Origin of the sequence: Neotabrizicola paludis, assembly GCF_044142105.1 — a bacterium.
Taxonomy (GTDB): domain Bacteria; phylum Pseudomonadota; class Alphaproteobacteria; order Rhodobacterales; family Rhodobacteraceae; genus Pseudogemmobacter.
In genome coordinates, this window is the sequence record NZ_JBGTYM010000007.1 from 218,099 (window position 1) to 245,080 (window position 26,982).

General features: G+C 64.7%; 27 protein-coding genes. 10 read left to right on the forward strand and 17 right to left on the reverse strand.

The window, feature by feature from the left end; all coding sequences use genetic code 11:
- Position 1 precedes the first annotated feature (1 nt).
- The 3 genes from ACED67_RS15720 to ACED67_RS15730 are packed head-to-tail and all read left to right on the forward strand — an operon-like array spanning position 2 to position 1,633.
- The gene (locus ACED67_RS15720) at positions 2–886 is read left to right on the forward strand and encodes an SPFH domain-containing protein (protein ID WP_395542659.1); all 885 of its coding nucleotides are present in this window, start codon (positions 2–4) and stop codon (positions 884–886) included.
- Positions 886–1,167: an NfeD family protein gene (locus ACED67_RS15725; protein ID WP_395542660.1), complete on the forward strand. Its 282-nt coding sequence runs from the start codon at positions 886–888 to the stop codon at positions 1,165–1,167. The genes ACED67_RS15720 and ACED67_RS15725 overlap by 1 nt, the downstream gene beginning before the upstream one ends.
- Entirely contained in the window at positions 1,154–1,633 is a 480-nt protein-coding gene (locus ACED67_RS15730) for an NUDIX hydrolase (protein ID WP_395542661.1), read from the forward strand. Before ACED67_RS15725 ends, ACED67_RS15730 begins: the two co-directional genes overlap by 14 nt.
- Here ACED67_RS15730 and ACED67_RS15735 read toward each other — a convergent pair.
- The 12 genes from ACED67_RS15735 to ACED67_RS15790 form a co-directional block, all read right to left on the reverse strand.
- Complete coding sequence (locus ACED67_RS15735; protein ID WP_395542662.1) at positions 1,606–3,240, reverse strand: amidohydrolase; 1,635 nt, start codon at positions 3,238–3,240, stop codon at positions 1,606–1,608. The two genes, ACED67_RS15730 and ACED67_RS15735, sit on opposite strands and share 28 nt — an antisense overlap.
- Positions 3,237–4,097 carry a dimethylsulfonioproprionate lyase family protein gene (locus tag ACED67_RS15740; RefSeq protein ID WP_395542663.1) on the reverse strand — a complete coding sequence of 287 codons (861 nt, stop codon included), beginning with the start codon at positions 4,095–4,097 and terminating at the stop codon, positions 3,237–3,239. Before ACED67_RS15740 ends, ACED67_RS15735 begins: the two co-directional genes overlap by 4 nt.
- The gene (locus tag ACED67_RS15745; protein ID WP_395542664.1) at positions 4,094–4,933 is read right to left on the reverse strand and encodes an ABC transporter permease subunit; all 840 of its coding nucleotides are present in this window, start codon (positions 4,931–4,933) and stop codon (positions 4,094–4,096) included. Before ACED67_RS15745 ends, ACED67_RS15740 begins: the two co-directional genes overlap by 4 nt.
- The gene (locus tag ACED67_RS15750; RefSeq protein ID WP_395542665.1) at positions 4,930–5,871 is read right to left on the reverse strand and encodes an ABC transporter permease; all 942 of its coding nucleotides are present in this window, start codon (positions 5,869–5,871) and stop codon (positions 4,930–4,932) included. Before ACED67_RS15750 ends, ACED67_RS15745 begins: the two co-directional genes overlap by 4 nt.
- A gap of 79 nt (positions 5,872–5,950) precedes the next feature.
- Positions 5,951–7,090, reverse strand: coding sequence for an ABC transporter ATP-binding protein (locus ACED67_RS15755; protein WP_395542666.1), 1,140 nt, complete (start codon positions 7,088–7,090; stop codon positions 5,951–5,953).
- Between the two features lie 6 nt (positions 7,091–7,096).
- Positions 7,097–8,212: a polyamine ABC transporter substrate-binding protein gene (locus ACED67_RS15760; protein ID WP_395542667.1), complete on the reverse strand. Its 1,116-nt coding sequence runs from the start codon at positions 8,210–8,212 to the stop codon at positions 7,097–7,099.
- A 56-nt stretch (positions 8,213–8,268) separates the two neighbouring features.
- Positions 8,269–9,477, reverse strand: coding sequence for an aromatic ring-hydroxylating oxygenase subunit alpha (locus ACED67_RS15765; RefSeq protein WP_395542668.1), 1,209 nt, complete (start codon positions 9,475–9,477; stop codon positions 8,269–8,271).
- On the reverse strand, positions 9,474–10,607 hold the full coding sequence (locus ACED67_RS15770; RefSeq protein ID WP_395542669.1) for an aromatic ring-hydroxylating oxygenase subunit alpha: 1,134 nt from the start codon (positions 10,605–10,607) through the stop codon (positions 9,474–9,476). Before ACED67_RS15770 ends, ACED67_RS15765 begins: the two co-directional genes overlap by 4 nt.
- Entirely contained in the window at positions 10,607–11,788 is a 1,182-nt protein-coding gene (locus ACED67_RS15775; protein WP_395542670.1) for an aminomethyl transferase family protein, read from the reverse strand. The genes ACED67_RS15770 and ACED67_RS15775 overlap by 1 nt, the downstream gene beginning before the upstream one ends.
- On the reverse strand, positions 11,785–13,305 hold the full coding sequence (locus tag ACED67_RS15780) for a phytoene desaturase family protein (protein WP_395542671.1): 1,521 nt from the start codon (positions 13,303–13,305) through the stop codon (positions 11,785–11,787). Before ACED67_RS15780 ends, ACED67_RS15775 begins: the two co-directional genes overlap by 4 nt.
- Positions 13,292–14,908, reverse strand: coding sequence for a phytoene desaturase family protein (locus ACED67_RS15785; RefSeq protein WP_395542672.1), 1,617 nt, complete (start codon positions 14,906–14,908; stop codon positions 13,292–13,294). The genes ACED67_RS15780 and ACED67_RS15785 overlap by 14 nt, the downstream gene beginning before the upstream one ends.
- Positions 14,905–16,251: an aspartate aminotransferase family protein gene (locus ACED67_RS15790; RefSeq protein WP_395542673.1), complete on the reverse strand. Its 1,347-nt coding sequence runs from the start codon at positions 16,249–16,251 to the stop codon at positions 14,905–14,907. The genes ACED67_RS15785 and ACED67_RS15790 overlap by 4 nt, the downstream gene beginning before the upstream one ends.
- A gap of 128 nt (positions 16,252–16,379) precedes the next feature.
- Here ACED67_RS15790 and ACED67_RS15795 point away from each other — a divergent pair, with 128 nt between their 5' ends.
- Positions 16,380–17,051, forward strand: a complete 672-nt coding sequence (locus tag ACED67_RS15795; protein WP_395542674.1) for a TetR family transcriptional regulator C-terminal domain-containing protein — start codon at positions 16,380–16,382, stop codon at positions 17,049–17,051.
- A gap of 3 nt (positions 17,052–17,054) precedes the next feature.
- Here ACED67_RS15795 and ACED67_RS15800 read toward each other — a convergent pair whose 3' ends face one another.
- The 3 genes from ACED67_RS15800 to pyrF all read right to left on the reverse strand — a co-directional run bounded on the left by ACED67_RS15800 (position 17,055) and on the right by pyrF (position 18,996).
- Positions 17,055–17,684, reverse strand: coding sequence for an NrsF family protein (locus tag ACED67_RS15800; protein WP_395542675.1), 630 nt, complete (start codon positions 17,682–17,684; stop codon positions 17,055–17,057).
- The gene (locus tag ACED67_RS15805) at positions 17,681–18,226 is read right to left on the reverse strand and encodes a sigma-70 family RNA polymerase sigma factor (protein WP_395542676.1); all 546 of its coding nucleotides are present in this window, start codon (positions 18,224–18,226) and stop codon (positions 17,681–17,683) included. Before ACED67_RS15805 ends, ACED67_RS15800 begins: the two co-directional genes overlap by 4 nt.
- A gap of 65 nt (positions 18,227–18,291) precedes the next feature.
- Complete coding sequence (gene pyrF / locus ACED67_RS15810; protein WP_395542677.1) at positions 18,292–18,996, reverse strand: orotidine-5'-phosphate decarboxylase; 705 nt, start codon at positions 18,994–18,996, stop codon at positions 18,292–18,294.
- A gap of 132 nt (positions 18,997–19,128) precedes the next feature.
- On the opposite strand from pyrF, the gene ACED67_RS15815 reads away from it, so the two are divergent.
- From ACED67_RS15815 to ACED67_RS15825, 3 genes are read left to right on the forward strand one after another with little or no spacing between them, the layout of a single operon-like run.
- A complete protein-coding gene (locus ACED67_RS15815; protein WP_395542678.1) occupies positions 19,129–20,004 on the forward strand; it encodes an ROK family protein in 876 nt (291 codons plus the stop codon).
- Entirely contained in the window at positions 19,995–20,705 is a 711-nt protein-coding gene (locus ACED67_RS15820) for a copper homeostasis protein CutC (RefSeq protein WP_395542679.1), read from the forward strand. Before ACED67_RS15815 ends, ACED67_RS15820 begins: the two co-directional genes overlap by 10 nt.
- Positions 20,706–20,756: 51 nt before the next feature.
- A complete protein-coding gene (locus ACED67_RS15825) occupies positions 20,757–21,530 on the forward strand; it encodes a hypothetical protein (protein ID WP_395542680.1) in 774 nt (257 codons plus the stop codon).
- Between the two features lies 1 nt (position 21,531).
- On the opposite strand, the gene ACED67_RS15830 is transcribed toward ACED67_RS15825, so the two are convergent.
- Complete coding sequence (locus tag ACED67_RS15830; protein WP_395542681.1) at positions 21,532–22,017, reverse strand: hypothetical protein; 486 nt, start codon at positions 22,015–22,017, stop codon at positions 21,532–21,534.
- Positions 22,018–22,305: 288 nt separating this feature from the next.
- Here ACED67_RS15830 and clpB point away from each other — a divergent pair, with 288 nt between their 5' ends.
- The 3 genes from clpB (at position 22,306) to msrQ (ending at position 26,607) form a co-directional block, all read left to right on the forward strand.
- Positions 22,306–24,918 carry an ATP-dependent chaperone ClpB gene (gene clpB / locus ACED67_RS15835; protein WP_395542682.1) on the forward strand — a complete coding sequence of 871 codons (2,613 nt, stop codon included), beginning with the start codon at positions 22,306–22,308 and terminating at the stop codon, positions 24,916–24,918.
- A 133-nt stretch (positions 24,919–25,051) separates the two neighbouring features.
- Positions 25,052–25,981: a protein-methionine-sulfoxide reductase catalytic subunit MsrP gene (gene msrP / locus ACED67_RS15840; protein ID WP_395542683.1), complete on the forward strand. Its 930-nt coding sequence runs from the start codon at positions 25,052–25,054 to the stop codon at positions 25,979–25,981.
- Entirely contained in the window at positions 25,981–26,607 is a 627-nt protein-coding gene (gene msrQ, locus ACED67_RS15845; protein ID WP_395542684.1) for a protein-methionine-sulfoxide reductase heme-binding subunit MsrQ, read from the forward strand. Before msrP ends, msrQ begins: the two co-directional genes overlap by 1 nt.
- Here the strand turns inward: msrQ and ACED67_RS15850 are convergent.
- A partial coding sequence (locus ACED67_RS15850) for a hypothetical protein (protein ID WP_395542685.1) occupies positions 26,604–26,982 on the reverse strand: 379 nt, incomplete at its 5' end. The two genes, msrQ and ACED67_RS15850, sit on opposite strands and share 4 nt — an antisense overlap.

Genomic DNA, 26,982 nt, shown 5'->3' on the forward strand with positions numbered 1-26,982 from the left:
CATGCAGCTGACCGATCTTCTAGGCTGGAACGCGGTGTTTCTGGCCATCGCTCTGTTCATTATTCTGTGCATTTTTCTGGGCGTGCGGATCGTTCCGCAAAGTGAAAAGCATGTGGTCGAGCGTTTCGGGCGGCTGAAATCGGTTCTGGGGCCGGGCATCAACTTTGTCGTGCCCTTCCTGGACCGCATCGCCCACAAGGTCTCGGTGCTGGAACGCCAGCTTCCGAATGCCAGCCAGGATGCGATCACGGCGGACAACGTGTTGGTGAAGGTCGAGACCTCGGTCTTCTATCGCGTGACCGAGCCGGAAAAGACCGTCTACCGGATCCGCGACATTGACGCCGCCATCGCGACCACGGTGGCGGGAATCGTGCGGTCGGAAATCGGCAAGCTGGAACTGGACCAGGTGCAGTCGAACCGCGCCTCGCTGATTGAGCGCGTGCGCGAGCAGGTGGCGGCCATGGTCGATGACTGGGGTGTCGAGGTGACGCGGGCAGAGATTCTGGACGTGAATCTGGATGAGGCGACCCGGGCCGCGATGTTGCAGCAGCTCAACGCCGAACGCGCCCGCCGCGCCCAGGTGATGGAGGCCGAGGGCCGCAAGCGCAGCGTCGAACTGGCGGCGGATGCCGAACTTTACGCCGCTGAACAGGCGGCCAAAGCCAAACGCGTGACCGCCGAGGCCGAGGCTTTCGCCACCAGCGTCATCGCGGTGGCGATCAAGGAGAACGGGCTTGAGGCGGCGCAATATCAGGTCGCGCTGAAGCAGGTCGAGGCTCTGCAGGCCGTGGCAACCGGGCAGGGCAAGCAGACGATCCTGGTGCCGGCCAATGCGCTTGAGGCCTTTGGCGACGCCTTTCGCATGTTCAACCGGAGGGGAAGCTGATGCCGGATCAGATCTGGACGATCTGGTGGGCCTGGGTCGTTCTGGGTTTTGCGCTGGGCGTGCTGGAGATTCTGGCGCCCGGCTATATCTTCCTGGGCTTTGCCATCGGCGCGGCGCTGACCGGGGTTCTGGTCGGCCTGGGTCTGGCGCCCGGCCTTCCGGCGCTGATCCTGATCTTCGCGGTATTGTCGCTGGTGGCCTGGCTTGGCCTGCGCGCCTCGCTGGGCAAGCGGGCGGGCCAGGTCAAGACCTGGGATCGCGACATCAATGACAATCCCTGACAGGGCGGGCAGCGGCCCTGACGGAACCCTGCCAGAATTCATCGGCGCGAAGGCCGCGTTCTTTCTGGGAACGCGGCTTTTATGCTATCTGAGAGACGATTTTCCTGGCCTGATCTGGCGCAACCACTGGGATCTGCCCGGCGGGGGCCGCGAGGACGACGAGACGCCCGAGGCCTGTCTCTTGCGAGAATTGCACGAGGAATTCGGCCTGTCCCTGCCCGCGTCGCGTCTGGAGCAGCGGCTGGTGCTGCCCTCGGTGGATTTTCCGGGGCGCGTCTCGGTTTTCTTTGCCGGTCGGATCACCGAGTCCGACCTGGCGGCGCTGCGCTTTGGCAGCGAGGGCCAGCGCTGGGAGATGATGGAGGTCGAGGAATTCCTGGCGCGCCGCGACGCGGTGCCCTGGCTGCAAGATCGCGTGCGGCGCGTCTGGTCGGGGTTTCAGCCCGCGAACCAGCCGGCACGATAGACCTCGCGACCCTGAAACAGGGTTAGAAGAACCTTTGTGTCCGAGATTTTCCAGGGCGGGCAAGAAAAGATATCCTGATCGAGAATGATCGCATCGCCCGAGAATCCGGGCCTCAGCCGACCGGTATAGTCGCCACGCCAGCAGGCGGCGGCCGCCTGCGCGGTATAGCCAAGCACGCAATCTTCGACCGCCAGGCGTTCCTGTGGCTGGAACGGGTCCTTCGGGTCCTCTGCCAGTCTTGCCTGCCGGGTGACGGCGGTCTCGATGATCTCGAAGGGATTGAGTGTCGAGACGGGCCAGTCCGAAGACAGGCAAGTGGCGGTGCCCATGTCCAGCAGGCTGCGGAACGGATAGGTCAGCGGCTGGCGCTCGGCCCCGATCATGTCAAGCGCGATATCGGGCACGACCGGATCATAGCGCGCCCAGAGCGGCTGGATGTTGGCCATCGCGCCCAGGGCAGACAGGCGCGGTGCATCGACGGGATCGACCAGTTGCAGATGGGCCAACTGGTGCAGGCCGGGCCAGGGCCCGTTGGCGGTGCGGGCGGCCTCGAACCCGTCCAGCGACCGGCGCAGGGCGGCATCGCCGATGACATGGACATGAATCTGGAAGCGCGCGGCGTCGAGCGCTGTCATCAAGGCCAGGGTCTGCGCCTGCCCGAACATGCAGGGCGCATTGCCGCCCGCCGTGTCGGCATAGGGGGCCAGAAGTGCGGCGGTGCGATTCTCGAACACACCGTCCATGAAGAATTTGGCCGAGTTGATGTGGAACATCGGTCCCGGCGCGGCGGCGCGCATCGCCAGAAGGCGCGGCAGGGCGGTTTCGACCGTATCGCTTTCCCGCACCAGCGCGGCGCCGGCCACACGGATCGTCAGCAGGTTCTCGGCCAGGGCACGGCTGTAAATCCGGCTCTCCAGCTCTTCGATGCGCGGATCCAGGACGCCGGTCAGGCCATGGGCATGGCCATGCGCCTGCGCGGCCAGAAGGCCGGCCATGTAATCGTCGTCGGAAAGCTGCGGCAGGCGGTCGAGCGCCCATTTAATCGCGTCTTCATGCAGCATGCCCGTGGCTGCGCCTGAACGATCGCGGACGATATGGCCATTGGCTGGGTCGGTCGTGCCGGCCTCGATTCCGGCCAGCCGCAAGGCCGCCGAATTCAGGCAGGCGTTGTGAAAGCTTGAGTCATAAAGCACGGCGGGCCGGTCGCCGGTGGCGGCATCAATGGCCGCGGCGGTCAGGCTCTCGTCGCCGAACAGCCCCGGCTGCCAACCCGCGCCGATCACCAGCGGCAGGGCAGGGTGGCGGGCGGCGTGGGCGGCCATGGTGGCGGCCAATTCGGGCAGCGTCTTCACATCGTAAAGCGGGGCGGAGGTGGCAAGATCGGTGCCGCCCGAGAGAAAATGGATATGTGCATCTTGAAAGCCCGGCAGCACCAGCCGCCCGCCTGCATCGATCACATGGGCCTGGGCGCTGGCCATCCGGCGCATCTTGGCCGATGGGCCAAGGGCCACGATACTGCCATTGCGGATCAGCATGGCGGCGGCCATGGGCTGGGCGGGGTCCATCGTGCGGATGCGGCCATGGACGATCAGGGTTTCGGACATCATGAAACAGGCTCGAACAAGGCCCAATCCGGCGCCGGGATTACATGGGCCGGGGCGTTCACCTCGGCGGTCCAGGCGAAAAGGGCAAGGAAAGGGGTCCTGCCGGTCAGGGTGGCATGGGGCTGCAGGGGTGGGTTCCAGACCGGGGCGAAGGCGGGTCTCTCGTGGAAGGGCGCGCCGGGCGCAAAACGCCAGCGATGCGGGCCGGTAAGTGGCAGGTAAAGTTCGGGCGCAGGATGGGCGTGGTCGCGATACAGCGTGTCGGGGGCGATAAGGAAAAGGCCAAGGTCATAGTCCTGGGCGGCGAAGGGGGCATCCTCACCGACCAGCGTGGCAAAGCCATGAGCCTGCGGGAAATCTGGCCCGATCAGCCCCGGATCGTAGGCGTCATAGGTGATCCAGCGCAGATGCGGGGCGGCGGCGGCCAGGATCTGGGCAAGGGCGGGATCGTCACGCGCCACGGCGGCAAGCGCGGCAGGAAGATGGGCCGACAGCACCCGATTCGGCGTGACTGGGACCGGTGTCGGGCTTTGGCGGAAAGCGGGGGCAAGGCCAGCCCGCACTTCGGCAATGCCTTCGCCGCCGGTGCGGGCGAGCAGACGGTCAAGCTCGACCAAGAGAAGCTCAAGGATCTCGGCGGGGTCGGGCGGGGCCAGGTCGGGTGCCGCGAGTCCCCGGTCGGCAAGCACCAGGGCAGGGTCCTGGATGTCGAGCGCCGAAGCCTCGCGATAGGCCTCAAGCTGGGCGTCGGAGAGAAGACCTTCGCCATGCAGCGCCATTGCCGCGCCATAGCGGGCGCGGGCGGAACCCGGGGCGCCATGCGGTGCGGTCAGCAGGTGGCGGTGAAGGGCCTTTGTCATTCATTGGTCCGATACGCGAGGCGTTCATCGGCCAGGCGGCGCTTTTCGGCCCGGTTCATCACGATCCCCGCCATGGCGACACAGAGACCGACAGTCAGCACGATAAGGGTTGCCAAGGCGTTGATATCCGGCGTGACGCCCAGCTTGACCTTGGACCAGATCAGCAGGGGCAGGGTCGTCGCGCCCGGGCCGGTGGTGAAACTGGTGATGACCACATCATCGAGCGAGATGGTGAACGCCAGAAGCCACCCCGACAGCAGCGCGGGCGAGATCACCGGCAAAGTCACGTCGCGCATCACCTGCCAGGGCCGCGATCCCAGATCCATCGCCGCCTCTTCGATGGCACGGTCCATCTGCAGCATGCGGGAATGGACGACGGTGGAGACGAAGACCATGGAAAAGGTGATATGGGCCAGCGTGATCGTGGTGAAACCGCGCTGGCCCGGCCAGCCGACCCATTCGGCCAGCATGATGAAGAACATCAGCGACGAGATGCCGGTGATCACCTCGGGCATGATCAAGGGCGCGGTGACCATGCCCGAGAAAAGCGTGCGGCCGCGAAAGCGGCGGAACCGGGCCAGCGTGATGCCGGCCATGGCGCCCAGGATCGTGGCCATCGTGGCCGAGATCAGCGCGATCTGCACCGAAAGAAGCAACGCCGCCCCGACCTGCTTGTTGGAAAACAGCGAGACATACCATTTGGTCGAGAAACCGCCCCAGACCGTCGCCAGCCGCGAGCCGTTGAAACTGTAGACCACCATCGACAGGATCGGGATGTAGAAGAAGGCAAAGCCGAAGCAGAGGATGGTGATCAGGAAGACGGGCCGGCGGGTCATGGCGCGGCCCCCGGCTGCGGGGCCGGATCGGCCTCGGCCCCCTCGGCCTTGGCCTGGAAGCGGCTGTAGATCATCGTCGGCCCGACCATCAGAACCAGCAGCGCCACCGCGACGGTCGAGGCCATGGGCCAGTCGCGCGCCTGGGCGAATTCGTCCGAGATGATCCGCCCGATCATCGGCGCCGCGGCATCGCCGACCAGCGAGGGGATCACCAGCTCTCCGGCGGCGGGGATGAAAACCAGAAGCCCGCCGGCGATGATGCCGGGAATCGACTGCGGCAGGGTCACGTCGCGAAAGACCTGAAAGGGGCGCGAGCCCAGATCCATCGCCGCTTCGTCCAGCGCCGGGTCCAGCCGTTCGAGATTGGCGTAAAGCGGCAGGATCATGAAGGGCAGGTAGGTATAGACCATGACCAGCACGACGGCGAAATTCGTGTTCATCATCGGGATCGACTGCAGCGCCCAGGCCTGTGGCGTGACCAGGTTCCAGGCGTCGGTCAGAAGCCCGTTGAACCAGGAATTGCGGCCCATCAACCCCATCCAAGCGTAGACGCGCAAGAGGAAAGAGGTCCAGAATGGCAGGATCACCAGCATCAGAAGGATCGACCGCCAGCTTTTCGACACCCGCGTCAGGCCAAGCGCCATTGGATAGCCGATCAGCAGGCACAGAGCTGTTGCGACGGCAGCGTTGACGATCGAGGTGACGAAAGCCCGGATATAGAGACTGTCGGTGACCAGCCGCTCATACCCGTTCAGGTTCAGCAGCGGGTTGTCGCCGCCATAACCGAAGGGCGGCGCGGTGGGCGTACGGGTCGCCAGACTCATGGCAAAGACGATGAGGAAGGGCAGCAGGAAGAAGACCAGAAGCCAGACATAAGGCACTGCGATGGTCAGATCGCGCCCGCCGCGGCGATGGAACCATTGGGCCAGCGCGGTCATCGATTGGCCCCCCCGCGGCTTTTTCCCCGGACCCCCGGGACAGTTTTGCCAAGATGAAAGGGAACGGGGTGCCTCATGGTCAGTCGGTCAGCAGGATCGCCGAGGCGGGTTCGAAGGAGAGCCAGACCTTGTCATCCCAGTCGGCGGCATGTCCGCCATCATGGGCGCGGCTGGCGTTGACGGCGTGGACGGACAGCAGCTCGCCCCCCGGCAGGATGACGCGATAGAGACTGTCCTTGCCGAAATAGGCCAGATCCTTGACCTGGCCTTCCAGCACGTTGACGGCGGCCGGGCGGGTCTTCGAAATGGAAATCTTCTCGGGCCGAAGCGCCAGGGTGACCGTTTGGTCTTTGACCAGACCGGGCAAACCACGCGCAGCGAAAATGCCCCCCATGGCGGGAATGTCGAGTTCGGCGATCTCGCCAGTCAGCCGGACGACGCGGGCGGGGAAGGTCGAGATCGCGCCGATGAAGCCCGCAACGAACCGGGAATTGGGGTATTCGTAGATTTCGGTCGGAGAGCCGACCTGCTTGACCTCACCCCTGTCCATGACAGCGATGCGGTCGGCCAGGGTCATCGCCTCTTCCTGGTCATGGGTCACGACGATGAAGGTCACACCGGTGCGCTGTTGGATGCTCATCAGCTCGAACTGGGTGTGTTCGCGCAGTTTCTTGTCGAGCGCCGCCAGCGGTTCATCGAGCAGGAGGAGTTTCGGTTGCCGGGCCAAGGCCCGGGCCAGGGCGACGCGCTGGCGCTGGCCGCCGGAAATCTGATGCGGCTTGCGCTGGGCAAAGGGCGTGAGCTGCACCAGATCCAGCATTTCGGCGACGCGGGCGGCGCGCTGGGCGCCGGTCATCTTCTCGTGCTTCAGACCGTAGGCCACGTTCTTTTCCACGCTCATATGCGGAAAGATCGCGTAGCTCTGGAACATCATATGGACCGGGCGCTCCCAGGGGGGAACGCCCGACATGTCCTGACCGTCGATGAAGATGCGACCCGATGTCGGCTCTTCGAACCCGGCCAACATTCGCAGAAGCGTGGTCTTGCCGCAGCCCGAGCCGCCAAGAAGGGCAAAGATTTCGCCCTTGCCGATGGTCAGCGTGACATCCTTGACCGCCTGGAAAGTCCCGAAGCGCTTCGAGACGCCCTCGACGCGGATGAAGGGCTGTGCAAGGGCGTCATCGGCGGTGGCAGCGGGCGCAAGGGGCGCGGCTTGCATCACGGATCAACCGCCCGTCTTGATCGCCTGCCAGGCGCGGTTGAGGTCACGATCCTGTTCTTCCGTCTGCGGCCGTGGGGTATAAAGCCGCGACAGCGTGGTCTCGTCGGGATAGACGGCGGGGTCGGTGCGGATCGCCTCGTCCACTAGGGGCGTCGCGGCCTTGTTGGCATTGGCATAGCCGGTGAAATTGGTGCAGGCGGCGATGACTTCGGGCCGCAGCAGATAATCGATGAACTTGTAGGCATTCTCGACATTGGGCGCGTCCGAGGGCATGGCCCAGAGATCGAACCAGGCGGGTGCGCCGGTCTTTGGCACATAATAGGCAAGGTTCAACTCGATCCCGGCTTCGGCGGCGCGGGTCTTGGCCACGCCATAATCGCCCGACCAGGTATTCGCGACGCACAGTTCCTTGTTGGGCAGCGTGGTCAGGTAATTCGCATTGTCGAAGGTGGCGATGTAAGGCCGGATCTTCGCCATGGCCTCGGCCATCTTCTCATATTCGGCGGGACCGGCGGTGTTGGTGTCGATCCCCAGCCATCTCATCACCATGAAACCGGAATCGGTCGGGCTATCCAGGACCGAGATGCCGCAATCGGCCAGCTTGGCGGCATTCTCGGGCAGCATCAGCGTATCCAGGCTTTCCAGATCGGCATCGGGCAGGCGCTCTTTCACCATGTCGAGATTGTAGGTCATCCCGACCGAACCCCACATATAGGGCACGCCATAGTCGTTGCCGGGATCGTAGCCTTCGACGATCTTGAGGATTTCGGGGTCGAGATTGGCCCAGCCGGTCAGCTTGGCCTTGTCGAGTTTCTGGAACACCCCGGCTTTCACGAATTGCGGCATCGACATGCCGGCGTGAAGCACGACGTCATAGCCGGTGCCGCCGACCAGCATCTTGGCCTGGGCCTCTTCGGCGCTGGCGTAAAGGTCGTAGACCACCGAGATGCCGGTCTCGGCTTCGAAATCGGCCAATGTCGTCTCGCCGATATAGTCGGACCAGTTGTAGACATTCACTGTGCCGCCCTGGGCCCAGGAGGGGCGGACGAAGGGCGCAGCGAGCGGGGCGATCAGACCGCTGGAAAGGGCAGTCAGAGTACGACGTCGTGTCAGCTTCATCGGTGGTCTCCCTGTTCTTTTTCTGGGTCGTCTTCTTGTGTTTCAGGTTAGGCCCGTCATTTTGACTGGCAAATCAATTCGTCATTTCGCTGCGCCATTTCGCCTTCAGGTGGTGCAAGGTCCTGCCGCATCACCGGCAGAAGGTGACGCAACTGGTCATGGTGGCGGCGCAGGCCCCATTCGAGATCCGAGAGGTGAAAACCCTCGAAGCCTTCAGATCGCATCGATTCGTTCGACCAGATCGACAGTTGCTGATCCTCGGCCGATGTCTCGCGGTCGATCCGCGCGGCCAGGTAACGGGCCAGGCGCATCTGGCGGCTTTCGTTCGGATAGCGATACTGCCGTCCGGTCAGTTTGGTGCAGCCCGGGTCGACCGGTAGGTCGTGGTAATATTGCGCCCCTTCGGGCGTGAAGGCGAAGACCGTGTTGGGAAACAGGCCATAATAGGCCCAGGTCCTGCGCAGATGCGGCGGCAGATGCGGCTGTTCGGGCGCGTGTTTCACATAGCGCTGCACCGACCAGCGCCGCCCCGCCCTGTCGCCGAAGAAGCCATAGCTGACATGCAGCCCGTCGGGCAGGTAGATGTCACGATAATCACGGCCATAAAGGTCTTGCAGTGCAGGATGGGCCAGGGGGACGTGATAGCCTTCGTTGTCGACATCGCGGACCGATTTCCAGTTTACCGGTAATTCGGTCGTCCAGCTGCAAGCCTGTGCTGGCAGCAGGGTTTCTGCCCTGTTCGAGACGAAATCCGCGGCATAGGGCGCAAGCAGAGCGGCCACATCGGGTTGCGGACCGGGGCGAAAGCGCAGGAAAAGAAAACCACCGAAGACTTGCAACTCGACGGGTTTCAGCCCGAACTTCGCCTTGTCGAAGCCCGGACCGAAAGTCTCGGGCCGCGCGGCCCCGCGCAAGGAGCCGTCAAGGTTGTAGACCCAGCCATGAAAGGGGCAGACCAACGCCCCCCGGCATGATCCCGAGACGCCATCGACCACGCGCGCGCCACGGTGGCGGCAGAGGTTCATGAAGGCGCGCGGCTGGCCATCCTGTCCGCGCACCACCAGTGCGCGCTCGCCCAGAAGGTCGAAGCTGATCCAGTCGCCCGGGTTCGGAATATCATTGGCATGTCCCGCGACCTGCCAATGCGTCAGGAAAAGATGTTCGCGTTCCAGGGCGAAAAGTGCCGCCGATTGATAGGTCCAGGCGGGCAGGCCGCGGCGATCCCAATCTGAAGGAATGGGTTCGGAACGATCCATCAGGCTCATGGCGCGGCCTCCATTTCTTTCAGCAGCCATCGGTGGAAGCGGTGGATTTCGTATTCCTCGGGCATCAGCCGGCTCGTCTGGTAGCCGGGGCTGGCGATGCCGCGCTGGTTCATCTCCGATGCGGCACTGTCCTGTTCCATCACCAATTTGGCAAAGGCAGCGATCTGGGCCGCGTCAAAGCCGGGCTGGGCCAGCGTTTCGGCCGAGAAATACCATTCGGCGATCAGGCGGGTCGTCGTGGGCGTCAGCGGCTCCAGCCGCACGCAGCGGACATAGTCGACATGGGCGACAACATAGGTCGAGGGCCAGAGCGTGATGAATGTATAACCCGCTGCTTGTTCCTGCGCGGTCAGGCCGGGAAAGGCCGGGCCGCAGGGCGCGCCGGTCATCGTCCAGGTTTCGGCGCCGGGTTTGAGGGCTGCGGGCCGGGGATCGTCTGGCCTCCAGTCAAGCGCCTCATTTGCCGCCATCAATCCGCTGCCATAGACTGGCACCATGTCGCACAATTCGGGGTGGATGCCCGGGCAATGCAGGCATTCCGAGTAGTTTTCCCAGAAGGCTTTCCAGTTGCAGGCGATCACCGTCTCCCAGCGGTGACCTGTGCGAAGGCTGTCCATCGACCAGTTGTCCAATGTGTCGAGCGGGACATCGGCAGTCAGCGGCAAGGGGGCGGGCGACAGGTTGAGGAACAGGAACCCGGCCCAGATGCGGCTCTGCACTGGCAGAAGCGCGTGATCCTCCTTGCGGAAATCCTGCGTCGGGCGCGCATGGGCGGTCGAAACGAGGCGCCCTGTCGCGGCCTCATAGGCCCAGGCATGATAGGGGCATGTCAGCAGCCGCCCGATCTGCCGCACTTGGCCAGCCGCACAAAGTTCTGAACCGCGGTGGCGGCAGGAATTGTGGAAGGCGGCGACCGCTCCTTCGGCATCGCGCAAAACGATGACCGGCGCACGCCCGACGGTCACGCTGCGCGCGGTGCCAGGCGAAAAATCGTCCAGCCGCCCGACATTGACCCAGCGCCTTGCGAAGACCGAGGCCATCTCACGGTCGAACCAACCCTGCGCAAGATAAGCCTCTTGCGGCAGGCCGGGCGGGCAATGGTCGAGGCGGGGGCTGTCGGGATGCGTCATCAGAAAGCCTGCGCGGGGGTAAGGCGGCGGCGCTCGGGCGCGAAGAAGGGCCGCGGGGCCGGCGTCACCTGCAGCATCAGCTTGGCATATTGCAGTTCGCGCAGCGCATAGATTTCGACCCAGAGATCGCGGCACTCGGAATGGGCCGCCTGGACATGGGCGATGGCGATGTTGCGTTTCAGCGTGGGCGACCAGCAGGCGGCGGTGACGAAGCCGACCTCATGTTTCTTGCGGTGATAGAGAATGCTTCCCTCGGCGCTGACATTGCCTGGCACGTCCAGACCGACGATCGCCCAGCGTTGTGTCTTGCCCTCTCGCTGAGCCAGCAGCGCGCGCCGCCCGGTGAAATGACCCTTGTCCCAGTCGATCATCCAGCCAAGCCCCAGCTCAAGCGGGCTGCGTGTCCGGTCCTCGCGGACGGCTTGATGGGCGGGGATGAAGTCGAGGTTGGTGGTCAGGAACCCCGCCTCGGTTCGGGCCAGCATGACGGCCTCGGTGCCAACCGGCATCAGCCCGTAAAGCGCACCGTTCGCCATCAGGTGATCCCAAAGCGACAGGGCGCTTGCAGGGTCGATCCACAGCTCGTAGCCCAGATCGCCGGTAAAGCCGGTTCGCGAGATCATCACCTCGCCATCTGCGAAGGAGAATCGCGCAAGGCGAAAGGGTTTCAGCCCGTCGATGGCAAAGCCGCAGGCACGCAGGATCGACGCGGAGGTCGGACCTTGCAGCGCCAGCGCGGCAATGGCCTCTGTCTCGTCCTGGATCACCACGTCAAAGCCCCAGGCGCCGTCCAGAAGCCAGGGCAGATGGCGTTCCTGGGCGCAAAGGCGAAACTCCTGCGCGCCAAGCCGGAACAGCGTGCCGTCATCCATCATCTGGCCGGCATCGTCGGTCCAGCCGGTATATTGGATGGTATTTTCCGCCAGTTTAGAGACGTTCCGCAAGGTCAGCCGGTTCAGGTAATCCTCTGCTCCGGGGCCGGAGATGCGGTATTTCATCATCGGCGAAATGTCGTAAAGCGAGGCCGCATTGCGGATCGCGCTGTGTTCCATCGCCGTGTCGCCATAGCAGAGCGGCGTGCGATACCCCGCCCAGGCGCCCCAATTGTGCAGCCGGTTCAACGGCGCGGTGCGGGCGTGAAACGGGGTCTCGCGCAGGGGTGTAGTGAAATGCGCAGTCATGCCCTGGCCCTTTCGATCGCTTCGGCGGCGTTCCAACCGGCTGCGCCTGACAGCCCGCCCGGATGAGTGCCTGCTCCGGTCAGCCAAAGGCCCGCAATCGGCGTCGCATAGCGCGCGACGTCCGGTAGAGGCCGCAGGAACAGCATCTGCTCGACCGACAGATCGCCATGGTGCCAGCTGCCACCCGCCATGCCGTACCGCGCCTCGATGTCTTGCGGCATCAGGAAATCATGCGCGATGACCAGAGCGCCGATTCCCGGCGCAGCGCGCTCCAGCTGCGCCATTGCTGCGGCGAACAGGGCTTTCTTTGCCTTCACAGGGTCTTTCGGTGCGTGGGGCGCGAATTGCACATGGGCCGAAAGAAGGTGCTGGCCCTCGGGCGCATGGCCCGGCTCGAAGGCGGAAGGGATCAGCACTTCCATAACCGGCGCTTCGGGCACTTCGCCGTATTTGACAGGGTTGAACGCCAGGTCGACCGCGTGCTCATCTGCCGCAATCACCAGCCGCGCGCGCAGGTCGCAGCCGAAATCCGGTGCACCTGACAGCGCGAGAACAAGCCGCGCCGTCGCACCGCGCGACTTTTGCTGGCGCAGGCGGGTGGCCATGCCCGCGTCGAGATGCGCCGGGCCGACAAGGGACAGCAGCGTCGGCTTCGGTCCGATAGCGGAAACGACCATCCGGGCCGACAGCATCTCGCCCGTCTCCAGCGTCACCCCGTCGGCGCGGTCGGCGGCGATGTCGATCCGGGCAACGCGGGCGCCGGCCCGCAACATTACACCAGCCGCCTGCGCTGCCTGCGCCATCGCCTCGGCAAGCGCTGCCATACCGCCTTTTGGCAGGCACAGGGCCTGTTTTTGCCCCGCCACCTGTCCGGCCAGCCGGTCGAGCCACAGGATCAGCGTGTTCGGATTGCGCGGCCCTGCCCAGGCCCCAAGCGTGGCGTCGAAGCAAAGCAGCGCCCGGAGGCGGGGGTCGGTCAGTTCATCGGTCGCGACGTCATGGGCGTTGATCAGAAGAAGCCGTAGCAACTCGCGGAAATCGGCCGCGCCCAGCGTGCGAAGCCCCAAAGCGTGGCGCGCCAGCGACAGCCAATCATTCCCCGCGCCCAGGCGTGGCGGCGACATCTGGCGGAAGGGTTCCAGCCGCTCGGCCATGCGGGACAGGCGGGAATGGAGCCTGTTCCAGGCCTCTGCATCGGGGCCGCGGGTCTGGCCACGCGTCACTGTGAGGGCACCCTGCTGGGATAGCACCGTGGTCGGCAGGTCGCGCGCGGCCCAGGTCAGGCCGTGCTCAGCCAATTTCATCCCGGCCTCGACGCGGGGATCCAGATGCCAGACCAGATGCGCAAGCGAAGGCGCGGCAAAGCCCGGAGCCGGGCCAGGCAGGGTGCGCAAGCCGCCGCCCGGCGTTGCTTCGGCCTCGACCAGCGTGACCTTGCGGCCGGTCCTTGCCAGCCGGGTCGCGCAGGCCAGGCCGTTCGGCCCGCCACCGATGACGATCACATCAGAGGACGACATAGGCATCGCTCATGTCTTTCGGGGCACGTTTCATGTCGCGCAGGATCTCGGCTGCGGCATTGCGGCCCGGCGCACCCATGACACCACCGCCCGGATGGGTGGAGGAACCGCAGATCCACAGATCGCGGATCGGCGTGCGGTATTGCGCATAGCCGGGGACGGGTCGGTTGAAGAGCAGCTGATCGAAGGTCAGTTCACCCTGAAAGATGTTGCCTTCGGTCAAGCCCACCTCCGACTCAAGCTCGCGCGGGGTGCGGATCTCGACATGGATCACGCGGTTCTTGAAGCCCGGCGCGTAGCGTTCGATCTGGTCAAGGCAGGTCTGGCCAAAGGCGTCGCGGTCGGCATCGGTCCAGTCGCGACCCGCGATCTTGGGCGGCGCATATTGCACGAAGCAGGACATGAAATGCTTGCCCGGCGGAGTCATGGTCGGGTCGATCATGGTGGGAATCATCACGTCCTGGAACGGATCGGCGCTGAAATGTCCGGCCTTCCAGTCGTCATAGGCGCGTTCCATCCGCTCGATGGAATCGGTGAAGTGCAAGTCGCCCTTCAAGGCAGGCGACCCTTCGGGCAGGGCGGGGAAGACCGGGGCGCTGTCGAGCGCGATGTTCAGCTTGCCGGATGATCCGCGTGTCTTGAACTTGCGGACCGCGGCGACGTAATCGGCAGGCAGGTCGCCTTCGGCCACATGCGTCAGCATGGTGCGCTTGACATCCATGTTCGATATGACGCGCCTGGCCCGAAGCTCATCGCCATTGGTCAGCGTCACGCCAACGGTCTGGCCATTCTGCACCAGAATCGTCTCTACAGCGGCGGAAGTGCGGATTTCTCCGCCCTTGGCCATCAGAGATGCGGCCAGCGCCTTGGTGATCGAGCCCATGCCGCCGCGGGCGAATCCCCATGCGCCGATATTGCCGTCGACATCGCCCATGTAATGGTGAAGCAGCACATAGGCCGACCCCGGCGACATCGGACCAAGGGCGGTGCCGATGATGGCGGAAACCGCCAGATAGGCCTTTATGACCGGGCTTTCGAAATAGTGGTCGAGATAGTCCGAGATCGACATGGTCCAGAAGCGGATCATCTCGGCGATCTGGCGTTCGGATTGCCCGCTCAGTTGTTTGCCCAGCCAGGCCATCTCGGCCAGATCGCGCGGGCGGAAGCGGGCCGGGTCGGGTGGCGTGCGCAAGAGCATCGGCCGGATGAAGCGGCAATGGCGCAGCACGTCGCGGGCGTAGATGTCATAGGCCTCGGCATCGCGAGGCGAATGGCGGGCGAATTCGCGGCGGTTGGCATCGTGGTCGCGGAACATGCCCAGCGTGTCGCCGTTTTCCATGAAGACCGCGCCGCCTTCGTATGGCAGGATCTGCAGGCCAAAGCGCGGCAGTTCCAGATCGCGCATGATTTCGGGCCGGAACAGCGAGGAAACGTAGGAACAATTGGAATAGGTGAAGCCAGGGGTCAGTTCGCGACTGACAGCCGAGCCACCGACCCAGCCATTCTTTTCCACCACGCAGACCTTCAGCCCGGCCCGGGCCAGGTAGCAGGCGGTGACAAGGCCATTATGCCCAGCCCCCAGGATCAGCGCGTCATACGTCATTGTGCGGCGTCTTCCATGTCTTGCAGGGTCAGATCGACAGCCTGTTCGACGGCTTTCAGCGTGTCGGTCAGGCAGGTCTCGTCAAGGCCATGCGCCTCGCACATGAACCAGGGCTCGCGGCTGTCGGGTTCGACGATGATGTTCAGGTCGTGCAGGTAATGCGCCATCCGATCGTAGAAACTGTAGTCGCTGGTCTTCCATGCCCGGTAATTGTCCGGGGGGTTGGGGGCGAAGAACAGGCCGAACATGCTGTCATGCCCGGCATAGGAATGGGTGATGCCGCGCGCGTTCAGGATGCCCGAAATGCCTTGTTTGAGACGCTTCCCATAAGCTGCCACAGTTTCCAGCGCCGGGGTTTCATCGAGGATGCGCAGGCATTCCTCAGCCGCGGCAAGGCTGACGGAATGCGCGGTATAGGTGCCGCCATGGCTGGCGCCGCCATAGCGAAACTGGCGCATCACATCCTCGCGCCCAGCCACCAGAGAGATCGGATAGCCATTGGCGACCGCTTTGGCGAAGGTCGTCAGGTCGGGCTTGACGCCCAGAAGACCCTGCACCCCGCCCTTTCCGACCCGAAAGCCCGTCTTCACTTCGTCGATGATCAGAAGGACGCCATATTGGTCGCAGAGCTTGCGCGCCAGTTGGACGTATTCAGCTTGGGCCGAGATGCCGCAGCAATTGCCCTGAATCGGTTCGATCAGCAGTGCGGCCAAGCTGTCGCCATGCTTGCGGAACGTGTCTTCCAGCCGCTGCATGTCGTTCATCGGCACCAGATGCGCCAGTTTTCGGACGGTTTCGGGGATCCCCTTGCCATAGGGGACGATCTCGGGATCGCGGTTCGATCCGGCATCCCATGCGTCCATATCCACCATCCACATCGCGGCATCGAACAAGCCGTGATAGCCGCCCTCGACCAGCAAATAGCTTTCCCGGCCGGTATGGGCGCGGGCCAGACGCAGGGCCGCCATCACCGCCTCCGTGCCCGAATTCGAGAATCGCACCAGCTCCGCAGCGGGCACCATCCTGGCCACGCGCTCGGCCACCGCCAATTCGCGCTCGGTCGACAGGGCGAAGACACCGCCCACTTCCATACCCCGGCGCGCGGCCGCATCCACGCGCTCATCGGCATAGCCCAGGATCGCCGGGCCATAGCCCAGCCGGTAATCGACATAGCCATTGCCGTCGATGTCCCAGGTTCGGCCGCCCTTGCCATGATGGACATAGATCGTCCGGTCATCGCCCCAATAGCGGAAAGTCGAGGCGACCCCGAGCGGCAGGCGTTTCACCGCCTTCTGAAAATGCGCGTTGGATTTGGCAAGCGGGCGGTGCGGTACGGGGATCATCGGCAAGACCACGGATTGTTGCACAGGATCGAGCCTCGCATTATTCTGACTGAATTGTCAATCAGAATGGAAGACTGGCCTGCGCGGGCGATTCGTGTATGCAGAAGCCCAGCCGGGAAGGAGCGCCGATGGCCGCCGTTGAAACTGGAAAGTCTGCCGACAAGCCTGCCGAAGCGCCGCCCCGCAAACTGCCGCGCGATGCGCGTCGGATGCAGCTGATCGAGGCGACGATCGAGACCATCGGTCGTTTCGGCTATTCGCGCACCACATTGTCCGAGGTGGCGCGGACGGCGGGCCTTTCGCATGGGCTGGTGAATTTTCATTTCGAGACCAAGGACAAGCTCTTGGTCGAGACGCTGCTTTATCTGGCCGAAGAATACCGGTTGAACTGGACCCAAGCGGTGGATGCGGCGGGGCCTTCCGCGCCGGAACAGCTATACGCCATGCTTGCTGCGGACTTTCGGCCCAAGATGTGCACTCCGGACCGGCTGTCCGCGTGGTGCGCCTTTTGGGGCGAGGCGCAAGGAAGGCCGCTGTATCAAGAGAAATGCGGCTCTAACGATGCGGAATACAACCGCACGCTCGAGGCGCTTTGCGCAAGGATGAATGCCGAACATGGCTATGCGGCCGATCCCGTGCGTGCCGCGCGCGTGCTGCGCGTGACGACCGAAGGCGTCTGGCTGGACATGATGACCCTGCAATCGCCCTATCCGGCGGAAGAGGCGCTGGCGACGCTGATGACCTGTGCGGCGGCGTTCTTCCCGCGTCATTTCACCGCCGAGGGTCTGCTTCGGGCCTAAGGCCTACCAGCGCAATAGGCGTGGACCAAGCAGCCCCGAAACGGCGGTTACGGCCAGAACCGCCAGCCCGTACCAAGTGACGTAGAACAGCGGGCTCGATTCGGTGCAATGGAGGGCATAGACCGCCGCCCCCGCGCCGCCGCCCGCCAGCCCGATCAGCGCGCCCGACAGCGCGGGCCGGGTCGTCGCCCCCCCGCGCAGCGCGGCGAACAGGGCGGCGGTGGGCAGGGCCGACAGAATCGGGATGGCGATCAGGCAAATGCTGTTGGTCTTGCCCATCAGGGCCAACATGCGCCCTTCGGGCGCCGTGGTGACATAGGCCCAGACAAACAGCCCCAAGGCCGCCGCGGCAACCAGGGCCAGCGGCCAAAGTGCCGCCCGGCCTTCGGGCCGGGTCAGGTGCAGGGCGGCAGTCAGGGCGGTAGCAAAGACCGCCAGCGACAGGACATGGCGCATCACGGGCACGAAGCTGACCATCGCCTGCGGCAGGTCGGGACGCGCACCCAGAACGGTCAGGACCGCCACGACCGAGACGAGAATCGCCGGAAGGAACAGCGGCAGCACCCGGCGCGCCGGGGCGGGGGCGGGCGCGGCATCGGCGGCCAGCGCGCGGATCAGATCGTCGGTCTTCATTCCACATGCCTTTCGCGCAGGCGCGCCAGCGCGCGGAACGCCCGGTGCAGCGCCACGCGCACCGCGCCTTCGGTCATCTTCAGCTTCTCGCCGGCCTCTGCCGCCGTCGCGCCATCAAGCCCGATCATCCGCACCAGTTCGGCTGCGCGCGGCTCCAGCATCCCGATGATCTTCTCCATATCGCCGCGCTCGGTCGGGTCGGGTCCGGCATCGGCGGGCAGGATCTCGGCGAAATCCTCAATCGGCACATCGACCGCACTGCCGCGCGCGCGGAAGGCGTCGACCACCTTGTGGCGGGTGATCGCATAGATCCAGGGCCGGACTGGCATATCCTGCCGCCAGGTCTGCCTTTTGGTATGGATCGCCAGCAGCACGTCCTGCACCACATCCTCGCAGCGGGCCTCGCCCAGTCCATAGCCGCGGGAGCGGACGATGCCGCGCACCACCGGAGTCACGGCAGACAGAAAGCTGCGATAGGCCCGGCCATCCCCGGCCAGGGCTGCACGCAGCAGGGCCGCCCACTCGTCATCCGTTCCCGTCATACAAGGGGCCTCTTCGCCGGAGATCGGCCAAGTGTTACACCGGCCCTGTCAGAAGCGCGAGGATTTCAGGCGGCGCGCAGGGGCGGCGGCATTTCGGCGACGATCGCCCGCGCCGCGGCGGCCGGATCGGCCACGGCCCAGACCGGGCGGCCGACGACGATATGGTCGACGCCTGCGGCGATCGCCTGTGCCGGAGTCGCGATGCGTTTCTGGTCGCCCGCCGCGCTGCCCAAGGGGCGCACGCCTGGCGTCACGATCAGACGCCCCGCCGCTTGCGGCAGGGCGCGGATCGCCGCCGCCTCATGCGGGCTGGTGATGATGCCATCGGCGCCGGCCTCAAAAGCGCGGGCGGCGCGCTCGACCGTGATTTCCGACAGATCGCCCGGACGGATCATGTTCTGGTCCAGATCGCCACGATCAAGCGAGGTCAGCACCGTGACGGCAAGGATCTTGGTCGGCTTGCCGCGCTTGCCCTCCATCGCCGCGCGCACCACCTGCGGGTCGCCCTGCACGGTCAGAAAGTCGAGCTCGTATTCTGCGATGCCACGCACCGCCGCCTCGACCGTGGCGCCGATGTCGAAGAGCTTCATATCCAGGAAAACGCGCTTGCCCTGTTCGTGCTTCAACTCATTCGCCAGTGCCAGGCCGCCGCCCGTCAGCATCCCAAGCCCGATCTTGTAGAAGCTGACGGCATCGCCAAGGCGGCGGGTCAACTCCAGACCCTGCACCACATTCGGCACATCCAGCGCAACGATCAGGCGGTCATCCATCGGGGGCTTTCCTGTTCTGTCGGGATTTGCGGCGTCTTAGTCGCGCGCCCGGGGCCTGTCCAGCGCTGAGAAGGCATGGGGCTTTGACATGGGCAGGGCTTTGCGGTGGATTGGGGCGCAAAGGGAGACAGCATGATCCTTGCATTCGATATCGGCGGCAGCCGGATCAAGGCCGGGCAATATGACGGGATCCGTCTGGTGCCTCTGGGCGAGACGCCGACACCGACCCGCGACGAGGCCGGCTTTGCCAATGCGATCGCGGGTTTCGCGGCGGGGCGCAAGCTGCGCGGCGTGGCCATCTCTATCGCGGGCGTGGTCGATCCGGCCAGCGGGCGGGGCAAGGTGGCGAATATTCCGGCGATTGACGGAATGCCGCTGGCCGACCTCTTGGGCCCCAAGCTGGGTTTGCCGGTCCTGGTGTTGAACGATGCAGACTGTTTCGCCCTGGCCGAGGCGCGCCAGGGGGCGGGACGGGGCTATGACAATGTCTTTGGCGTGATTCTGGGCACCGGGGTCGGCGGCGGCCTGGTGATCGGCGGGCACCTTGTCCTGGGTGCAGGCGGCTATGCCGGGGAATGGGGCCATGGCCCGGTGCTGCGCGGGCGGCACGCGTTGGCCTGCGGCTGCGGGCAGGTCGGCTGCGTCGACATGGTGGGCGGCGCGCGCGGACTAGAACGGCTGCATCTGGCCGAAACCGGCGTGGCGCAAACGAGTGAGGCGATCATTGCGGGTTGGCAGGCCGGCGAGGTTGCCGCTACGGCAACCGTCAGCCTGTGGCGCGATCTGATCTCTGGCCCGCTGGCCATGGTGCTGAACGTGGTCGGCGCAGGGGTTGTGCCGGTCGGTGGCGGGCTCGCCAATGCGACCGGGCTGATCGACTATCTTGACGCCGCCGTTCGCCGTCAGGTGCTGCGCGTGACCGAGGCGCCGCTGCTGGTGGCCGCGCAATGCGGCCCCGATGCGGGCATGATCGGCGCCGCCGAAGCGGGCTGGGCGGCATGGGCCTGATCCTTGAGATCTGCGTCGACAGTGCCGCAGGTCTCGCGCAGGCGGTGGCGGGTGGGGCGGATCGTATCGAACTGTGTTCCGCGCTGGTGCTGGGCGGGTTGACGCCCTCGACCGGGTTCATGGCGCAGGCGGCGCATTGCGGTGTGCCGGTCATGGCAATGATCCGGCCCCGGGATGGGGATTTCTGCTTTGACGACTCCGAGGCGCTGGCGATGGAGCGTGACATCGCGGCGGCGCGGCAAGCGGGCCTTGCCGGTGTTGTTCTGGGGGCCAGCCTGCCCGACGGGCGGCTGGATGTGGACCTTCTGGCGCATCTGGCCGCGCAAGCGCGGGGCATGGACCTGACGCTGCATCGCTGTTTCGACCTGTGCCCGGATCGCGCGCAGGCCCTGGAACAGGCGATCGCGCTGGGCTTTCGCCGCATCCTGACCTCGGGCGGTGCTGTCTCCGCGATGGCGGGGCGGACAGAGCTTGCAAGGCTGTCCAGCCAGGCGGCGGGACGGATCGGGATCATGCCCGGCGCGGGGATCGGACCCGAGACCGCCCCGATGCTTGCGGCGCTGGGGTTCGCCGAACTGCATGGCTCCTGCGCCGAAGACGCCCCGCATTCCGGCCCGGCCGTCGCGCTGGGCTTTGCGCCCGCCATGGCGCGGCGCACCAGCGCCGCACGCATTCGCGCCCTGCGGGCCGCGCTTGATTGACAGACCCATCCACCCCGGCGATTCTGCCGCAAGATTGGCAGGCGGGGCGGCATGAACATCAATCTAACCTATGAGCGGCCCGACGAAGGGCCGGAATCCGGTCCACTCTTTGTCGGCTGGTTCCGCTCGACCGACAAAAATGCCGTTCTTTATGACCCGCCGGAGCGGGTGAGTTTTCGCCAGACCAACCGGGCGCATGCAAAATCGGCGGCCCGCTGCCCCTCGGTGATCCAGCTTGAAAGCCGGTATTTCATGGTGAAATGCCCCTTCGATCTGCAGATCGGCTTTGCCCGCGATGACAAGGGCCGCGCGGTCCTGGTCAACCGGGCGGGAACTGCAAGCCCGATCCGGTCAAACAAGATCAACGAGATCCTGACCCTGGTGAATGAAAACGAGTGGCGCTATCCCGACCGTCCTACGGTGCAGTTGATCCTGCCCTACTGCTTCATCGCCGACGAAATAGTCTATGTGACCCAGCTTTCGGCCTTCATGCATTACCGCAAGGATCCGCTGCCCGGCACGATCTTTGGCGGGCGCTTTCCCATTTCGGTTTGGCCGCGCCCCTTGATGTGGGCCTTTGAATGGCATGAGCCCGAGAAGGATCTGGTCCTGCGCCGGGGCGAGCCGCTGTTCTATTGCCAGTTCGAAGGCATGGATCCTTCACGCCCCGTGCAACTGGTCGAAGCCGAACGCACCGCCGAGCTGAATGCCTATATCGAAGCGGTTGGCGGGGCGGTTAACTACGTTAACCAGACCTTCAGCCTGTTCAAGGCGGCCGAGGCGCTGAGGCCGAAAAAGCTTTTGTCGGTCAAGAACCGCGACTGACCTACCGCGCCCGGCGGGCCGTCCGCGGCCGAGGCAGGATCTCGGGCACATCCAGCGCCTCGGCCTCGACATGCGGCGGTGGCTCCAGATCCAGAACTTCGGGCGGGAGAAACGCGTCAGGCATGTTCAGGTAAGGCGTCAGGAGACGCGGGTCGCCCCAGACCGAAACCTCGATCATCGGGTGGCCTGCGCCGGCCAGATGCTCGGGCGTAAGCTGCACGATGCGTAGGCGCAGCGCATTGCCCGCCAGTAGCGCAGGCGTCACGATCTGCGCGGCGACCGGGCCAAGATAGCCCAGAATGCCCGGCCTGCGCTGGGGGATCAGGCCGAGAAGCCGCCGTCGCACGAGCGCATAGATCGCCACACGCCCGTCCGGCATGAGCCGCGCCTGTGCAGGATCGCCCATCGACAGGCCGGCGCGGGCGATATGGACCACGATCCCCTCGACGGGGACTTGCGGCAGGATCGGTTCCATTATGTCGTGCATCTTGCCTCTCTGGCGTTTTGTTCTGCCATCTGCCCGCCGCGCCTGGCTGGCAAGATGGCTGCTGCAATGTCGCAGGCTGGGCACCGGAAACCCGCCGGGTCATGGGCACGGTTTCGGCGGAAATCCGGTCAGCGGCGGGCGACGCGGACGCTGAGATGAATTTTCCCTTGTGCCCGACGCGATCCGCTTGAAGCCTCCGCGACCGGCCCCCATCTGAAGGTCAAGGCCGGGACCGGCGTGCCTTTTCAGGGCGCCTGTCCGGCGGTGCTTATGAAAAGGAGTGACCCGATGAACATGGAAAAGTTCACGGAACGGTCGCGCGGTTTTCTTCAGGCCGCACAGACCATCGCGATGCGGGAAAGCCACCAGCGCGTGCTGCCCGACCATCTTTTGAAAGCCCTTATGGATGACGACCAGGGGCTTGCCGCCAATCTGATCCGCAAGGCCGGTGGCTCGCCCGAGCGGGTGAATGAGGCCGTCAATGCCGCCATCGCCAAGCTGCCCAAGGTGTCGGGCGGCGACGGTCAGACCTATATTGACCCCCAGCTTGTCCGTGTGCTGGACGAGGCCGAGCAGGTTGCCAAGAAGGCTGGTGACAGTTTTGTTCCTGTGGAGCGACTGCTGACCGCTTTGGCGCTGGTGAACACCCGGGCGAAGGACGCGCTGGTGGCCGGTGCCGTGACGGCGCAGGGCTTGAATGGCGCGATCAATGACATCCGCAAGGGCCGCACGGCGGATTCCGCCTCTTCGGAAGATACGATGGAGGCCTTGAAGAAATATGCCCGCGACCTGACCGAGGCGGCGCGGGAAGGCAAGATCGACCCCATCATCGGCCGCGACGAAGAGATTCGCCGCGCCATGCAGGTCCTGTCGCGCCGCACCAAGAACAACCCTGTCCTGATCGGTGAACCCGGCGTCGGTAAAACGGCGATTGCCGAAGGCCTTGCCCTGCGCATCGTCGACGGCGACGTGCCGGAAAGCCTGCGCAACAAAAAGCTGATGGCGCTGGATATGGGCGCGCTGATCGCGGGCGCGAAGTATCGCGGCGAATTTGAGGAGCGCCTGAAGGCGATCCTGAAAGAGATCGAGAGCGCTGCGGGCGAGATCATTCTCTTCATCGACGAGCTGCATGTGCTGGTCGGTGCGGGCAAGACCGATGGCGCGATGGATGCCGCCAACCTGATCAAGCCTGCGCTTGCCCGGGGCGAGTTGCATTGCGTCGGCGCCACCACGCTGGACGAATACCGCAAATATATCGAAAAGGACGCGGCGCTCGCCCGGCGGTTCCAGCCGGTTCTGGTGACCGAGCCGACGGTCGAGGACACGATCAGCATCCTGCGCGGCATCAAGGAGAAGTATGAGCTTCACCATGGGGTGAAGATTTCGGACTCTGCGCTTGTCGCGGCGGCCACGCTGTCGCATCGCTACATCACCGACCGTTTCCTGCCCGACAAGGCCATCGACCTGATGGACGAAGCCGCCAGCCGGTTGCGGATGGAGGTGGATTCCAAGCCCGAGGAACTGGATGCGCTGGATCGCCAGATCCTTCAGATGCAGATCGAATCCGAGGCGCTGAAGAAAGAGGATGACGCGGCCTCGAAGGACCGGCTCGAGAAGATCGAGAAGGAACTGGCCGATCTCAAGGAGCGCTCGGCCGAGATGACGGCGCGCTGGCAGGCGGAACGCGACAGCCTTGAAGCTGCGCGCGAGCTGAAGGAGCAGCTTGAGAAGGCCCGAGCCGAGTTGGACCAGGCCAAGCGCGAGGGCAATTTCGCCAAGGCGGGCGAGCTGCAATATGGCCGCATCCCCGAACTGGAGAAGAAGCTGGGCGAGGCCGAGGGTCGCGAAGGCCAGATGGTCTCGGAATCCGTGCGCCCCGAACAGATCGCCGAAGTCGTGGAACGCTGGACCGGCATCCCGACGACCAAGATGCTGGAAGGCGAGAAGGACAAACTTCTTCGCATGGAGGATGAGCTTGGTCGCCGAGTCATTGGCCAGAAGCAGGCGGTCGAAGCGGTCAGCCGCGCCGTCCGCCGGTCGCGCGCGGGTCTGTCGGACGAGAACAAGCCTCTGGGCTCGTTCCTTTTCCTTGGCCCGACCGGCGTCGGCAAGACCGAGTTGACCAAGGCCCTGGCCGAATACCTGTTCGACGACGACCAGGCGATGGTGCGCATCGACATGAGCGAATTCATGGAGAAGCACTCGGTTGCAAGGCTGATCGGCGCGCCCCCCGGCTATGTCGGCTATGACGAGGGCGGCGTCCTGACCGAAGCGGTGCGGCGGCGGCCCTATCAGGTCGTCCTGTTCGACGAGGTGGAAAAAGCGCACCCGGATGTGTTCAACGTCCTGTTGCAGGTTCTGGATGATGGCCGTCTGACCGATGGTCAGGGCCGGGTGGTGGATTTCAAGCAGACGCTGATCATCCTGACCTCGAACCTTGGCGCGCGGGCGTTGAGCGAGTTGCCGGACGGCGCCGATGCCACCGCGGCAAAGCGCGAGGTTATGGAGGCGGTGCGGGCCCATTTCCGCCCTGAATTCCTGAACCGTCTGGACGAGCAGATCATCTTCGACCGGCTGAACCGGGCGGATATGTCGGGCATCGTCGAGATTCAACTGCGTCGTCTTGAGGCGCGCCTTGCCAGCCGCAAGATCACGCTGTCGCTCGATGCGGCAGCCAAGACCTGGCTGGCCGATGAAGGCTATGATCCGGTCTTTGGCGCGCGGCCGCTGAAGCGGGTGATCCAGCGCCAGCTTCAAGATCCGTTGGCCGAGATGATCCTGGCCGGCGACATCCTGGACGGCTCCGAGGTGGCTGTGACGGCCGGGCCGGAGGGCCTGATCGTCGGCGACCGGGTGATCGCGAGCCGTCGCGAACGGCCCGAACATTCGGTGGTGCATTAAGGGGAAGGGGGCCGGAAGGCCCCCTTTTCATTTCAGGGTACAAGAAAAAGCGCACAGATGCGTGAGCTTGTGCAACGAAACCGCCTCGTGCCCCGTAGTATCGTAGGATGCCATTTGCCATGCGAGGCCCGCGATGCCCAAAGCCTTCAAGCCTGACCTGCGCTGGTCCGATGTGACCCCGCGCGCCGCTTTCCTGAACCGCCGCCAGATCATTGCCGCCGGGGCTGCCCTGGCCGCTGGTGCACTGGCCCGCCCGGCCCTGGCCAAGATCGAGGCCGCGCCCAGCAAATTCTCGACGGACGAGGCGCCGGACACGCTCGAGACCATTACCGGTTATAACAACTATTACGAGTTCGGCACCGGCAAGGGCGATCCCGCCGCCTATGCGGGATCGCTGACCACCGACCCCTGGTCGGTCAAGGTTGACGGTCTGGTCGACAGGCCCGGCAGCTATGACCTGGCCGATCTGATCAAGGGCCAGCCGCTTGAAGAGCGCATCTACCGCTTCCGCTGCGTCGAGGCCTGGTCGATGGTGATTCCCTGGATCGGCTTCGAACTGGCGGGTCTTCTGAACACCATCGGCGTGCAACCCGGCGCGAAATACGTTGCCTTCGAAACCCTGCTCCGCCCCGCAGAGATGCCCGGCCAATCCTCGGGCTGGATCGACTGGCCCTATCGCGAAGGTTTGCGCCTGGACGAAGCGATGAACCCGCTGACGATTCTGGCGACCGGGCTCTATGGCGACCCGATGCCCAAGCAGAACGGCGCGCCGATCCGGCTGGTCGTGCCGTGGAAATATGGCTTCAAGTCGATCAAGTCGATCGTGCGTATCTCTCTGGTCGCCGAGATGCCGCAAACCACCTGGAACATGCTTCAGCCGAGCGAATACGGCTTCTACGCCAATGTGAACCCGGAAGTGGATCATCCCCGCTGGAGCCAGGCTTCAGAACGGCGTGTGGGCGGCGGGCTCTTTGCGGGTCGGGTCGATACGGTCAAGTTCAACGGCTATGGCGACCAGGTTGCCAGCCTTTATGCGGGCCAGGATCTGGCGAAAGACTATTGATGGACCGGTTGAATGCATGGGCACGCCGCCTGCCGGAAGGAGCGGTCTGGTGTCTGGGCGCGATTCCCTTGGTTCTTCTGATCTGGGGTGCCTTGGCGAACAGGCTTGGTCCCGATCCGGTCAAGGCAATCGAACATGATCTTGGCCTCTGGGCGCTGCGATTCCTTCTCGCCTCCCTGGCGATCTCGCCGCTGCGCTGGGTCGGGCTGAGCTTGCTCAAGCACCGCCGCCCTCTTGGGCTCATAGCTTTCTCCTATGCCCTGCTGCATCTGCTGACCTGGCTCTGGCTCGACATGGGGCTGCGCTTCGGCCAGGCCGCCGAGGATCTGGTCAAGCGCCCCTATATCATCGCGGGGATGCTGGGCCTGCTGGCGCTTCTGCCGCTGGCGCTGACCTCGACCCGGGCCGCGATCCGCCGGATGGGGCGGAACTGGCAGCGGCTGCACCGGCTGGCCTATGCCGCGCTGATGCTGGGCGTGCTGCATTTCGCGCTCCTGCTCAAGGTCTGGACGGGCGAGGTTCTGATCTACATCGCGCTAGCCGGCTTGCTTCTGGGGCTGCGCCTGGCCCGTAACCTGCGCCTCCGCAGCCAGCTTGCGCGGCAATCCCCCCGAGTCGCCGGCTAAGGCGATGAGGGGCGAAACTTTCTTGCCTCGAAAGCGGCCCAGACCTTCAGTAGATTACGCCAACCTCTCGTTTTCATGAAGGTTTCCGACTTTTTGGAAAAAAATCGCACCGCCGTGCTTTTTTCCTCTTGCGGGTCCCGGACGTCCTCCGTAAATACCGCCTCACCGAAGCGGAACGGCGACGGTGACGGAAGGAAGCGGCGGCGAAAGCAGCCAGGACTGACTGGAAAATCTGAAGACAAGGCAAGCGTGGATACGCTGGGTAACCGGCGGATCAACACTTTTTTGTCTGAAAGATCGCTCTTTGACATTGATGATGAAGAAGGGATATGCGGGCGGTTTGGTCGTTTCGGCGGCGAACGTTTTGCATATCGG

Coding starts and splice junctions, on each gene's coding strand:
- ACED67_RS15720 (WP_395542659.1), top strand. CDS start 2: ATGCAGCTGACCGATCTTCTAGGCTGGAACGCGGTGTTTCTGGCCATC.
- ACED67_RS15725 (WP_395542660.1), top strand. CDS start 886: ATGCCGGATCAGATCTGGACGATCTGGTGGGCCTGGGTCGTTCTGGGT.
- ACED67_RS15730 (WP_395542661.1), top strand. CDS start 1,154: ATGACAATCCCTGACAGGGCGGGCAGCGGCCCTGACGGAACCCTGCCA.
- ACED67_RS15735 (WP_395542662.1), bottom strand. CDS start 3,240: ATGATGTCCGAAACCCTGATCGTCCATGGCCGCATCCGCACGATGGAC.
- ACED67_RS15740 (WP_395542663.1), bottom strand. CDS start 4,097: ATGACAAAGGCCCTTCACCGCCACCTGCTGACCGCACCGCATGGCGCC.
- ACED67_RS15745 (WP_395542664.1), bottom strand. CDS start 4,933: ATGACCCGCCGGCCCGTCTTCCTGATCACCATCCTCTGCTTCGGCTTT.
- ACED67_RS15750 (WP_395542665.1), bottom strand. CDS start 5,871: ATGACCGCGCTGGCCCAATGGTTCCATCGCCGCGGCGGGCGCGATCTG.
- ACED67_RS15755 (WP_395542666.1), bottom strand. CDS start 7,090: ATGCAAGCCGCGCCCCTTGCGCCCGCTGCCACCGCCGATGACGCCCTT.
- ACED67_RS15760 (WP_395542667.1), bottom strand. CDS start 8,212: ATGAAGCTGACACGACGTCGTACTCTGACTGCCCTTTCCAGCGGTCTG.
- ACED67_RS15765 (WP_395542668.1), bottom strand. CDS start 9,477: ATGAGCCTGATGGATCGTTCCGAACCCATTCCTTCAGATTGGGATCGC.
- ACED67_RS15770 (WP_395542669.1), bottom strand. CDS start 10,607: ATGACGCATCCCGACAGCCCCCGCCTCGACCATTGCCCGCCCGGCCTG.
- ACED67_RS15775 (WP_395542670.1), bottom strand. CDS start 11,788: ATGACTGCGCATTTCACTACACCCCTGCGCGAGACCCCGTTTCACGCC.
- ACED67_RS15780 (WP_395542671.1), bottom strand. CDS start 13,305: ATGTCGTCCTCTGATGTGATCGTCATCGGTGGCGGGCCGAACGGCCTG.
- ACED67_RS15785 (WP_395542672.1), bottom strand. CDS start 14,908: ATGACGTATGACGCGCTGATCCTGGGGGCTGGGCATAATGGCCTTGTC.
- ACED67_RS15790 (WP_395542673.1), bottom strand. CDS start 16,251: ATGATCCCCGTACCGCACCGCCCGCTTGCCAAATCCAACGCGCATTTT.
- ACED67_RS15795 (WP_395542674.1), top strand. CDS start 16,380: ATGGCCGCCGTTGAAACTGGAAAGTCTGCCGACAAGCCTGCCGAAGCG.
- ACED67_RS15800 (WP_395542675.1), bottom strand. CDS start 17,684: ATGAAGACCGACGATCTGATCCGCGCGCTGGCCGCCGATGCCGCGCCC.
- ACED67_RS15805 (WP_395542676.1), bottom strand. CDS start 18,226: ATGACGGGAACGGATGACGAGTGGGCGGCCCTGCTGCGTGCAGCCCTG.
- pyrF (WP_395542677.1), bottom strand. CDS start 18,996: ATGGATGACCGCCTGATCGTTGCGCTGGATGTGCCGAATGTGGTGCAG.
- ACED67_RS15815 (WP_395542678.1), top strand. CDS start 19,129: ATGATCCTTGCATTCGATATCGGCGGCAGCCGGATCAAGGCCGGGCAA.
- ACED67_RS15820 (WP_395542679.1), top strand. CDS start 19,995: ATGGGCCTGATCCTTGAGATCTGCGTCGACAGTGCCGCAGGTCTCGCG.
- ACED67_RS15825 (WP_395542680.1), top strand. CDS start 20,757: ATGAACATCAATCTAACCTATGAGCGGCCCGACGAAGGGCCGGAATCC.
- ACED67_RS15830 (WP_395542681.1), bottom strand. CDS start 22,017: ATGCACGACATAATGGAACCGATCCTGCCGCAAGTCCCCGTCGAGGGG.
- clpB (WP_395542682.1), top strand. CDS start 22,306: ATGAACATGGAAAAGTTCACGGAACGGTCGCGCGGTTTTCTTCAGGCC.
- msrP (WP_395542683.1), top strand. CDS start 25,052: ATGCCCAAAGCCTTCAAGCCTGACCTGCGCTGGTCCGATGTGACCCCG.
- msrQ (WP_395542684.1), top strand. CDS start 25,981: ATGGACCGGTTGAATGCATGGGCACGCCGCCTGCCGGAAGGAGCGGTC.